Below are 11755 nucleotides of genomic sequence, written 5' to 3'. Positions count from 1 at the left end.
TCTCCCCGTTTAGTGTCACGGTTGCTACTGCTCGGCCTCGGCGTCTTCGGGGTGAATTGGTCGATGTTGGTATTGCACGATCGTTGGGGTCGCGGAGCAGAGCTTGATGTTGCGGCACGACTTATTAGCGGCGACACTTATCGGCTCGGCGAGCTTAAGAAGACTTTAGTGTCCCTCAAGAGGCAGGCGGTCGCAAACGTTGACGCGCCGAAAATTCTGCGAGCGGAAGCAATTATCTTGCTGTATTTAGCTGAATTGAAGAGCGGTAGCTACGAGGAGGCGCTGCCCGCCGCAGAGCGAGCCGTTAGAGCTTCTCTTTTTCAGAATCCGAACGATTCATTCCTATGGCTCAACCTGTATCTACTCCGGAATGCCGATAACGGGTTTGCGACTGAGGATGCAGCCCTTCTTCATGAGTCGTACAGCACGGGGCCCCGAGAGGGATGGATTGCGATAACAAGAAACCGTCGAGCACTGGCGATCTTACCGTTTCTTGATGACGCCAACCAGCAACAGGTTATTTCGGAATTCGCGGCGCTTGTTAAGGCGAGACTATTTGAAGTAGCTCAAGCAAGCATGGTCGGAGCGGGGTGGGTCCACCGCGAACGTCTTCTTGCTGCGCTGGAGCGAGTTGACTTGCCAACTCGTGAAATGTTCGCGAGAGCGTTGCGGGACGGAGGTGTCGCTGTCCGAGTCCCTGGGGTATTGGTTCCGGATCAACCTTGGCGTCGTAATTAGATGTGTATCATTCCTCGGATACTGGCTCGGAGTTGTCTGACCGTAGCCTTTTTTAGCGCTGCTATGCCTTTGTTCGAAGGGAGGTTAGTAGCTCATGCCCAGTTCGGGGGACTCCGCTCACAGGTACAAGAGCCCTCTGAGGGATTGGGGTCGGGTCCTGTCAGAGATGCGCTCGGTCGCCCTTGCCTAGAGGCGGTCGGTCTTTCCCGATCGCATACCATAAATCGGGATTTGATCGACCACTTGGTCAGACTGGAGAATAAGTGCCCTCGAATCTTGAAACTCAAAGTTTGTTATTTTACCGATGACCATTGTAAGGTTCTCGAACTAGGGTCTTACAAAACCGAGGAAATATTTCTTGGAATGATGACGAAAGTCTCGCGATTCAAGTTCTTTATTTTTCAGAAGTGAATCACGTGAGTGCGCCCCAGCATGAGGACTGGTCATGAGAAAGGAGATGCTGGCCAACAATATTGCCAGCGCCGGTAGCATCTTCTGGCGAATAGTCGGCCAGCTGATTCTGCCGCCGGCCCTATTGGCTTGGTGGGGCAGTGACCGCTACGGCGAGTGGCTCTTTATAACGTCGCTGCCAACACTACTTGCGGTCGCCGATCTCGGATTTGCCGATGCGGCAGCGTCGCAGATGACGATGGAGATCGCCAAGGGCCAGCGAGCCGAGGCCACACGGATATTCCAAACCATACTCGCGATGACGCTGTTGGTCTGCGTGAGTCTCATCGTGGCCGCGACGCCGTTGCTCTATCTCGATCATGTAGAGATTGGTCGCGTTCAACTCAATGCAGATGCGCTCGCGGCGCTCTATTTGGTCGTCTGTTATTCCGCTCTGCTCATACTCTCGCGGCTGTTCCTTGCTTGCTTGAGGGCAGGTCAGCACTATGCCGAATCCACCCTCATTTACGATGCTATTCAATTCTTGGAAGGCGCCGCCATCCTGTGGGCCGCTTACATGGGCAAAAGCTTCTTTGTTTGCGCGCTTCTTTATACTTGCATTCGCGTTGTGAATATTGCGTACCTGGTTCTACTGATCTCGCGGCGGATGAATTGGTTGCGTTGGGGCTTCGGAGCGTTCGATTGGGGTGCGTTCCGCATATTGTTTGCGCCAGCCCTCGCAGCAATGGCTATGCCAATTGCACTTGCTTTAAACTTTCAAGGTATGATCTGGATCGCAGGCACTACCATTGGCCCCGCTGCCGCCGCGATCCTCGCGACGGTGCGCACGGCCAGTAGGGTGGTGATTCAACTTGTTGGGATATTTAGTCGTGCCGCCATGCCGATCTATTCCGCTAGCGTCGCCGTGAACAACCAGCGCTCCCGGGACGTCATTGACAGGATCATGCGGCTTCTGCTGCTCTTTCTACTGCTTCCCGGCTGTGCACTGTTTGGATTGTTCGGACCTCAACTGGTGCGGCTCTGGACACATGGCCATCTCGATCCGCCGTCGGTCTTCGTGTGGTTGATTGCCGTCGGTGCACTCTTCCATGGCTGCTGGGCGTTCTCGGCCAATCTCTTGGTTTCGATCAACAAGCACGTCAAATTTGGGTTCGCTTTGGTGGTGATTAGCTGCGTGGTCACGCCGATCGCCTGGCCGGCGGCCAAGTTGTTCGGCCTCGACGGGATTGCTGCAAGTTTGATTGTACTTGAGATCGGTACACTAATGGCGTTCCTGGTGCTGAACGATCGGACTAGTCGCATACGCTATCAACTCTGGCCGCTGGTTCGATAGTGATAGTGTCGTCTGATAAGATCGATTTGGCGGAGCTCTCGCCGGACGTTGTTATCGTGGGCGGCGGGGCCGTCGGCCTTGTGGCAGCCGTCTATTTGGCATCTCGGGATGTCAGGGTTCTGATCTTGGAGGCGGGGCCAGAGCAACTGCATCAAGACTCCCAGACGATCTTCCAGGCGGCGGTGTCCAAGGGCCGTAAGCATGCGGGCTTGCACCAGGGACGTTTCCGGGCGCTCGGAGGCACGACCAACTTCTGGGGCGGGCAGCTGGTTCGCTTCGATCGGACGGTGTTTGCACAGCGGCCTTGGCTGAGCGACGCGGTATGGCCCATCAGCTTGGAAGATATTGAGCCATTCTACGCCGAGTGCGAACGTCTGCTCGGTCTGCCTGATGGGCTCAGCGACGATTTCACCGTCATCAAGAAGCTCCAAACGCCGGCTGAGTACCGAGACGACGATCTCGAATATTTCTACACCCGCTGGCTGACTGAAAAAAATCTCCGCTTTCGTTTCGCGCGGTTTCTCGAGGGCAATGCCAACGTCACCGTCGCTACGAATGCTCCGGTCACGAGCCTGCGGATCAGCGCGGGCGGCGAAATCGCGGCGGTAACAGTCGGGTTCGGAGCCCAAGCCGTCGAAGTTGCCGCGCGCCTCGTCGTCCTCGCCAATGGAACGGTCGAGATGGTCCGCTTGCTACAGCACCAGACGACGGATGGCTATGCTCCGCCCTGGGGTAACAATCCGTGGCTGGGTCGTGGCTTCCTGGACCATTTGGAGGGAACCATCGCGAGTCTCAAGCCGCTGGAGAAGAGCCTGTTCAGAAGCCTGTTCGACAACGTCTTCTTGCAAGGCATGAAGCTTCAGCCGCGCCTGAGATTGTCCGAGGCGCGCCAGATCGAGGACGAGCTTCTCGGCGCAGCAATCCACGTCAAGTTCGAGGCGCAGGAGCATGTGCAGAATGCAAAGATCTTCCTGGCCGGCCTGCTGAAAGGGCGTTTGTCCAACCCCGAGAGGATTGCCTCGGAAATCTGGGCAGCAGCACGCCTAGGGTTCCCGATGGCCTGGCACTATCTCGTGAACCAGCGGATCTGGTCCCCGATGAACGGCAACATTCAGCTTCGCGTTATGCTCGAGCAAGTGCCGTTGCCGAGCAGCACGATCACGCTTTCAGAGATTCGTGATGAATATGGAATGCGGATTCCTGAACTGAGCTGGGCAGTATCCGGCGAAAAGGAGATCAGAACCATCCAGGCTGCTGCGGCGCTCTCGAAGCATTATTTCGAGAGTCGAGGGATTGCGAAGGTAGCGATTCCTGAGCTGATCTTGGCCGGAGGGCCAGAGCTGTTGGCTTCCTTCGTGGACACCTTCCATCATATGGGAGGAGTTCGGATGGGTATCTCAGAATCGGATGGTGTGGTTGATCCGATGTGCCGCGTGTTCGGCTGCGAAAACCTCTATGTTATGGGTGCCGCGGTATTTCCGACCTCAGGTTTTGCCAATCCAACCTTCACGGCCATGGCGCTAGCGCTGCGCACGGCCGAGATGATCAAATTGCAGGTGCAGCGATGACCTTGAAGCGCGTCACGACGGAACGGGCTCTGGACCGGATCGGCTTTGGTTGTTCGCACATTACCGGGGGAATCGAGGCGCGGGGCAATCTGCGCCTTCTGCGTCTGGCCTACGATCTCGGTGTGCGGCACTTCGATACGGCCCCAATGTATGGACACGGCACCTCCGAGGACGTGCTGGCCGCCGCCTTCCGCGGCGAGCGCCACAATATTTCCATTGCGACCAAGGTCGGTATTCCCCACGGCGAGCTAAGCTCCAGAAGGCAGCTTCTCCGCCTGGTTGCCACTCCGCTGCGCCGCTGGACCCCGGGACTATCGAAGCTTGCGGCCAAGCGGATCTATTCCACGCCGGTCCAGACGGATTTCTCAGCATCATTCATCGATCGGTCGATTGAGAAATCGCTGGCGAAGCTAAAAACCGACTACATCGACGTCCTGCTGCTCCATGAGGTGAGTCCGCGGGACGTCTCGGACGAACTGCTCGACAAGCTTCAGAAGCTCGTCCGCCAGGGAAAGGTACGGCGGCTGGGAATAGGGACTAGCGTCGAAAGCATGAAGCAGATCAACGCTGCGGGCCTTGACTTCGAGGTGTATCAACGGCCGTGGTCAGTTCGTGTGGCCGACGAGAGCTTGTTCGCTGATCGCTACCAGATTTTCCATGGTAGCATTCTGGGCGCGATCGAAGCTGTCGATGAGAAGCTCCGGCTCGATGCCCGTTCCAGGGCGCGGCTGCAAGAGCTCTGCCGCATCGAGATTGAATCCCCCGATGACATCGCCAAGGTTCTGCTGTTGGCGGCAGTTGCGGCAAATCCCCGCGGCCTCGTACTCTTCAGTTCGCGAGCGCGAGGCAGGATCGCATCCTATCTGCAATTTGTGCAAAGCGCCGACACGGAAGCAGGAGCCGAGGTGTTGCGTACACTTCGGAACTGCCTTGGCGTGCGTGATATCGTGCTGTCGCGTAGTGCTGCTCCCCGTTGATAGTCAGAATGAGAGACGAGTGATGGTTGGAAACGGGGACATAAGGATGAAACCTCACGGTCGCGTCTATGTCTACGCGGCGCGCGACCCGATCCACTATTCGGGGTCGCCGTACTACTTCATGCAGAATCTGCGCGAGGTGGTCGGGGATCGCGATGGGGCGTTCATCCGGCCGATCCCGCTCAAGAGGATCACTGAAATCCCGCTTACTTACCTGCGTTGGGGAGTGAAGACCGGAACTTTTGAAAAGTCGGCGTTCTTCTTTTCAAAAGACTACCACGAGGCCAGCGTTCGGGGCGTACCCATAAGCCTCTCGAGCGGCACAAGCATCATCAGCTTCACCAGCCTGATGGCGCCCTCGTTGTGGCGCGCGATAGACGCGGCGGACGATTGCCGCCTCTACGTCTATCGAGATGCCACGTACCTCCAACTCCTGGAGCAATTCAAGTATGCAAGGACGCTGACGCCCAAGGCCAGAGAAGAGCTCATCGAGAATGAAACCAGATTGTATGCACGGGCACGCCGCGTGTTCGTCTACGATCAGGTGATCCGAGGCACTCTGATCGAGCGGTACGAGGTCGACGAAAAGAAGATCTACGTCACGGGGCGCGGCCTGAACATGTCCAGGGCTGATTTCGAGCTCGCCTGCGAGATGCGCGATAAACGCCCGGTCCAGTCCGATGGACCTATCGTCTTTACGATCATCGGCCGGGACGCGGCGCGCAAGGGGGTCTTGCAGATCATTGAAGCGATGGATGCTCTGTCCGGCGCCGAGCAAGCGCGGATCAGGCTCTGCGTCGTTGGTCCTGATCCGGGAGCGATACCCAAGCGCAGCTACGTCGATGCGCTCGGGTTCGTCTCGAACAAGCGCCGGCTGCTGGAGAGTATCGCAAGATCCGACGTTGGCGTGCTAATGTCATCGGCGGAAGGCGGCGTTCCCGGAAGTCTCCGCGAATTTACCTGTCTCGGTATTCCCTGCTGGGTCGCCTGGCTGCCTCAATACGAGGGAGGGCTCGATCAGCAACTGATCTTCAAGGAGGGGTTTCCGCTTGTCCCGTCCGATATGACCAAAACCCTGCGAAAGATACTATCGCATACGAAGGGCGATCTTGCAGAAAAGGGGAGACCGGGTTTCGGATACATCGGATGGCTGGACCAGGCGGCAGCGGTTCATAGGTGGATGCAGACAGATCGTTGATCTGAAGAAGCTCCGAAGGGTTATACAGAGGCTATGTCTGCTGAGACCGGAAAAATCAAGCTTTTACGCTATTTGGGTGCTTGCCCTTGAAACCTCCGTAGGTCACACTCCAAATAATATCCGTTGATGCGAAATCATATCGCTTCCTGCTGGCAGAAAACTCCACATTTGCCACGCTGCACCATTTCCTTCCGTTGTTTGCAGCCGCAGATGGTGAAGATGTTGGAAGACGCGCAATAGAGCAACATCAATAATGCCCCCTCTTTCCGTCTCTTATCATTGCCGCCGCGGCCTTGCGGCCCTTGCAGTGGCTGGTGGCTCTCGCATCACCTAAGTTGATATATACGATGTCAAGAGGATTTTTTCCGCTTCTACTCGCAGGCCTGGTTACCATTGGGGTCGCCTCCGAGGTCGGGCTTCGTCTTCTAGGCGTTACAGACGTTCCACTCTATACGAGTAGCCAGACGCTTGGCTACATTCCGCGGCCAAACCAGCAGGGTGCGTTTCTCGGCAGGAATGCCTGGGTGTTCAATGAACTCAGCATGGGAGTAGCCGAGCCGTTCCGACCTGACGAAAACGCGCGAAATATATTGCTGGTCGGTGATAGTTTAGTCATGGGTGGCAATCTGACGGATCAACCTCAGCGACTGGGCCCGTTGATGAATGTTCTCTGCCCGCGTGTTTGGCCGGTCGGAGCAGGGAGCTGGGCATTCCTGAACGAGCTTCGGTATCTGCATCAGCACGCCGATATTCTGAGTTCGCTTACGCGGATCGTATTCGTGCTCAACTCGGCCGACTTCGGTGAGGCATCGAGATGGATATCTGAGCGCACGCATCCCACTCAGCGTCCCGTGCTCGCACTATGGTACGTAATCGACAAGAAGCTTTTCCCTGCGCGCGAAGCCCCGCCTATTGGGGACAGTGACTGGCGATCCGAATTTGCCTGGCTGCGTCGTGAGTACCCTGGCCCTATAACGATCGTGCTCTATCCCACGAGAGCCGAAGTCCTGGATGCGAGAAGCCGGTCAGTGAATCTCAACGCCGCCGGTGAGGGGATCGGGAGCGGCATGACGAGCTATGTCGTGATAGCGGACGGCCAAGATTGGTCCTCAAGCAGCTATCGAGATGAAATTCACCCAACTGATGAAGGTAACGCTAAGCTGGCCCGGCGTATCGTTGCCAGCATACCTGAGTGTAAGAATGAGGGTGCCGGGCACTGAAGCTAATCAGCACGCCTAGCCGAGCGCCTGCACTTGGGGGGTATGGCATCGCGCGGCGAGGCGTCTGGTATGTTCCAATGACCAGCGCCTTGCGGCCCGTTGGGCCCAACTATCATCAGCGGACATGTTGCCAGTCTGCGTTTTTTTTTGGATCCATATTGAGAAACGCGAGCCGCAGCAGTTAACCACTCGGGCTTCAATCAAGAGGTGGGGCCAGCTCCGTCTTGACAACTCTCAGGCGAGCCGATGAACTGTTGCTATTCATTGCAATAGGTGTCCAATTATGAGTTTTGTCCGATCGCTCTACTACCGCGTTCCTCTTCTTCAAGAGTTAGCCGCGCCCGCCGTTGCCGTTCGTAGGCGTATCATTTGGCGGTCCCGCGAGCGAGAACAGCATGTGCTGATCGCCTTAGATCTCTTCTCGTGGGTGACGTTACCATTCAAGTTCCGGAATTCGACGGCCAGTTCAGAATCAATTCGCGATCCGAATTGTTTTCGCGGCTGGTTGTGCAAGGCCGATATGAGCCGGAAATGATCCAGTTGGCGCTCGGCGCGATTGACCCAGATGCTGACGTGCTCGATGTTGGGGCGAACATCGGATTCTTCACAGTGGCAATCGGGCGTAGGTTGCGCAACGGTCGCATTTTAGCGGTTGAACCCAGCTCAAATACGGCGGAGCGCCTTCAGCAGAATATATCGCTGAACGGGTTGGATAATCGCGCCGTGGTGTTCGAGGGGGCCGCAGCCGATGCCCCTGGCTCGATGACGTTAAACTATGTGGATGGACAGGAGGAGTACTCATCTCTTGGGAACCTTGACCATCCGGCGATTGCGAAAGCCAAGAAACAGTCCGAAGAAGTGCGGGTCGATACGATAGACAATCTCGTTCAGCAGTTTGGTCTCAAGCCTCGTTTTATGAAGGTGGACGTGGAGGGCTTCGAGCACGCGGTATTCAAAGGCGCTAGGGAAACACTGCGGGAGTTTCGGCCGACAATCCTTTCGGAAATGTCGCCAAATCTTCTTGCCGGCAACGGATCGAGCGCCGATGAAGTCATCGGGCTCATTTTGGAAGCCGGATATACCGTAAAGGACACGCTCTATCCTGATCTAGCGCCGGGGCAACGGCCCTTGGGCGATCATTTGTCGACCGATTGGCTAGCGGCACTTCTCAGGCGCCTGAGTCCCTTCGCGCGGCGCCGACGCTTTGGAGTAGTCCCGGCCAGCATAGTCATCGATCAGGAGCCTCGTGGCCGAGCCGATCGGTAGTCGTCCGTGAAGAGCGGCTAAGCAATTGAGCTAGAGTCGCAATTGTCGTTGCGGTGTGTTTTAGGATTGCAAGGTTTTGATGCTCCGGGCATCGGAACCCTGCAATTTCATTTTCAGGATTCCATCGAATCGCCAGTCATGATTCCGTTCTCGCATCGGAGGTGGCGATGCGACCGAAGAAGCCAAAAGCGACGGGATCGGGCGATCTGTTCCGGGCCAGGCTGGACCAGATCATCAACATGAAGCACGAGCTGGTTCAGCTCGCCGGCAAGGTCGATTGGGACTGGATCGACGGCGAGATTGCGCCGCTCTACAACGAGAACGGTCGGCCAGGGATTGCGACCCGATTCATGATCGGACTGCTGCTGCTCAAGCACATTTACGGCCTGTCCGATGAGGGGGTGTGCGAGCGCTGGGTCCACGACCCCTATTTCCAGTACTTCACCGGCGCAGAGTTCTTTCAGCACGCGTTCTCGCACGAGCGCTCGGACCTGAGCCACTGGCGCAAGCGGCTTGGCGACAAGCTGGAGCTGTTGCTGGCTGAGAGCCTGCGGGTGGCGCACGAGGCCGGCGCGTTGCGCAGCCAGGACCTCAAGCGGGTCGCGGTCGATACCACCGTGCAGCCGAAGGCCATCACCTTTCCGACCGATGCCAAGCTGCTGCACGCGGCAATCAAGGGGCTTAACCGCCTGGCGAGGAAGAAGGGGGTCAAGCTGCGGCAGTCCTATCTTCGCATTGCCAAGACCGCGACGATGATGGCGGGACGCTACGCCTACGCCAAGCAATTCAAGCGGCATCAGCGGCAGTTGCGCATCCTGCGCTGCCGCTGGGCCGGATCATCCGCGATATCAGCGCAAGATCGAAGGTGAGGCCGTGCTCGAGAACGCCTTCGCCCTCCCGCTCGGCCGGGGCTCGCAGATCCGCTCGCAGCAGCAGCGCCAGCGCGGCTGGAAGCTTTATTCCTTCCATGCTCCAGAGGTCGAGTGCATCGGCAAGGGCAAGGCCGCCGCGCCCTACGAGTTCGGTCTCAAAGCCTCCATTGTCACCAACAACCGCCGTGCTCCTGGCGGCCTGTTCGTGCTGCACGCCAGGGCGCTACCCGATAACCCGTACGATGGTCACACCTTGCGGGACGTCATCGACCGCACCGAGACACTCACCGGCTGTGCGATCGAACGGGCCTATGTCGACAAGGGATACCGCGGCCACGACGCGCAAAATCCCCGCCGGGTCTTCATCTCCGGCCAGAAGCGCGGCGTCTTCGGTGTCATCAAACGCGAGCTGCGCCGCCGCTCCGCCATCGAGCCCATCATCGAACACCTGAAGACCGAGGGTCACCTCGGCCGATGCTACCTCAAAGGCCGCAGCGGCGATGCGGATAACGTCATCCTCTCCGCCGTCGGTCACAACTTCCGCCGTGTCCTCGTCTGGCTGAAGGCTCTTTGGTGCCTCATCCTGACCACCCTCGTCGCGGCCGCCAGCGAACGCTCACCGCTGCAATCGGCTTCTTAACGGACGACTCGGTAGCAGGCTTTCCAGGGCGCAGGCGACTCGAAACCGACCAGCAACCAGAATCAGGTCGGGTGTGTCCGAAAGTACCTTCCATGGCGCTTGCGGCAAGATTTTCCACCTTGCGATTTTCGCTGGAGTTGGGTGATCGAAAACTGGACAACCCCAATCCCGTGTAACTCCGATGTAAGGCGTCAGGATAGAAATTTCCGCATCCGTCTCGGGCAGGGCGGTCTGTACAGTTTTGGCGAAGAGTGCGTCCGGTTCTACGCTGACCAACCGAGATACGTACTTCGCGGCCATAATGGTCGAGCCTCCGCTGCCATACTCAAGGTAAATGCGGCTGGCGCGCATTGCCGTCGCGAAGAATTCGACGCCGCCTTCATCGAAATCGGGAATTTGACTAACTGAATAGCCGACAAGATGCTTCGTACAACATGGCGGGCCGCCCGGTAGTAATAGCGAAGCTTGTTCAATTTCCTCAAGTCCCTCGGCTTAATGTATTCTATCCTAGATTGTTCATGCGCAGCACGTTACCTCGATCCCGTTCGTCGAAGACAGTTCCAAGGAGGAGCGGTCCCTTTATGAACAAAACTCGGGGAAGCGACCGATTTTGGGGCGTATTCCTCATTCGGGTATGAAAGCGCGAACCCTGTGTATGTAAAGCTGATACGGGAGTTTCAGTTTGTGGGCATCGGCGTTCATGATGATATAAAAATGCTGCTTCCTAGCGATTTCGGGAACGGAAGCGCCTGAGGCAACATATTGAACTTTGTCATCATACCAGAACGTGATCTTGAGATGTTCGGGGTCAAATCCAGCTCCGAAACGGTGTCGTTGAGAGCGATCGATTTTGTCGTTGCGCAGATTGGGGTTGCTTCGTACCCGTTGGTAGTTCGGCCAAATGCCGGACCAGGATATGGCCGTCGCCATTGGACCCGGGCTGAAGCCACCCTCATCTACATCGATTTCAAGCCAGCGTTCAAAGCCCCGTTCGTCGGGAGGATAGCTGTCCTCCTGTCGTTGATTATGCTCAATCGGCATTAGCCACACGGCCGGAAAATGATCTTCGTGATCGTCTGAAAGGGAGGTCTCGAATTCTACGAAGAACCCTTTGTCACCCGAGAGCAAAGGTAGAGAACCCTGAACCATCGTCTTGGGTACGCTTGTCACGGCGCCTCCCTGAGCGATTGCCAGCGTACCGTCCGGGCGCTCACTGTAGAGCGATGGGCTTGGTGTCGATTTAGTCCACCAATGTCCGTTGTAGAGCTTCACTGCCGTCCCATATCCTGAAAACGATATGTCGGCGAGATGCGGACAGAAATCAAATGCGACGTTCGTGTACTTAAGTGTAACCGCTCCGACTGGAGGCGGTCTATCATCGCACGCCTGCGCAGGTTGCGCTATCGACGTTAGAAAAACAAGGCATACCGCTGATTTTAGCTGCAAGACCCGATTCCGTGGTTGCAAATTATGTCCAAGTGTCGGGTTCTTTTTCGACGCAGATGCCGGCTCGAGCCGAAACAGCGCGCCCT

8 protein-coding genes and 1 pseudogene are annotated in these 11755 nt (G+C 57.0%); 8 read left to right on the top strand and 1 reads right to left on the bottom strand.

What is annotated here, in order from left to right; genetic code table 11:
- The first annotated feature begins 63 nt into the window (after positions 1-63).
- From I6F20_RS24800 to I6F20_RS24765, 8 genes and pseudogenes are all read left to right on the top strand, one after another.
- Positions 64-738 (top strand): hypothetical protein, encoded by a 675-nt coding sequence (locus tag I6F20_RS24800; protein WP_225128224.1) that lies wholly within the window; start codon positions 64-66, stop codon positions 736-738.
- Positions 739-1183: 445 nt separating this feature from the next.
- Positions 1184-2482: a lipopolysaccharide biosynthesis protein gene (locus I6F20_RS24795; protein WP_225128222.1), complete on the top strand. Its 1299-nt coding sequence runs from the start codon at positions 1184-1186 to the stop codon at positions 2480-2482.
- Positions 2483-2487: 5 nt separating this feature from the next.
- The gene (locus I6F20_RS24790; RefSeq protein ID WP_225128220.1) at positions 2488-4050 is read left to right on the top strand and encodes an FAD-dependent oxidoreductase; all 1563 of its coding nucleotides are present in this window, start codon (positions 2488-2490) and stop codon (positions 4048-4050) included.
- Positions 4047-5027 (top strand): aldo/keto reductase, encoded by a 981-nt coding sequence (locus I6F20_RS24785; protein ID WP_225128218.1) that lies wholly within the window; start codon positions 4047-4049, stop codon positions 5025-5027. The genes I6F20_RS24790 and I6F20_RS24785 overlap by 4 nt, the downstream gene beginning before the upstream one ends.
- A 46-nt stretch (positions 5028-5073) precedes the next feature.
- The gene (locus I6F20_RS24780) at positions 5074-6225 is read left to right on the top strand and encodes a glycosyltransferase family protein (RefSeq protein ID WP_225128216.1); all 1152 of its coding nucleotides are present in this window, start codon (positions 5074-5076) and stop codon (positions 6223-6225) included.
- A 524-nt stretch (positions 6226-6749) separates the two neighbouring features.
- Positions 6750-7445 (top strand): hypothetical protein, encoded by a 696-nt coding sequence (locus I6F20_RS24775; RefSeq protein ID WP_225128214.1) that lies wholly within the window; start codon positions 6750-6752, stop codon positions 7443-7445.
- Between the two features lie 423 nt (positions 7446-7868).
- Complete coding sequence (locus I6F20_RS24770) at positions 7869-8711, top strand: FkbM family methyltransferase (protein WP_225128213.1); 843 nt, start codon at positions 7869-7871, stop codon at positions 8709-8711.
- A 167-nt stretch (positions 8712-8878) separates the two neighbouring features.
- Positions 8879-10223, top strand: a pseudogene (locus I6F20_RS24765) (IS5 family transposase).
- Between the two features lie 624 nt (positions 10224-10847).
- On the opposite strand, the gene I6F20_RS24760 reads toward I6F20_RS24765, so the two are convergent.
- Positions 10848-11495 (bottom strand): hypothetical protein, encoded by a 648-nt coding sequence (locus I6F20_RS24760; protein WP_225128212.1) that lies wholly within the window; start codon positions 11493-11495, stop codon positions 10848-10850.
- Positions 11496-11755: the final 260 nt, after the last annotated feature.

This window comes from Bradyrhizobium sp. IC3123 (assembly GCF_020193625.1).
Classification (GTDB): domain Bacteria; phylum Pseudomonadota; class Alphaproteobacteria; order Rhizobiales; family Xanthobacteraceae; genus Bradyrhizobium; species Bradyrhizobium yuanmingense.
Note: the sequence above shows the minus strand (reverse complement) of the source record. Positions and strands in the feature narration are given on the sequence as shown.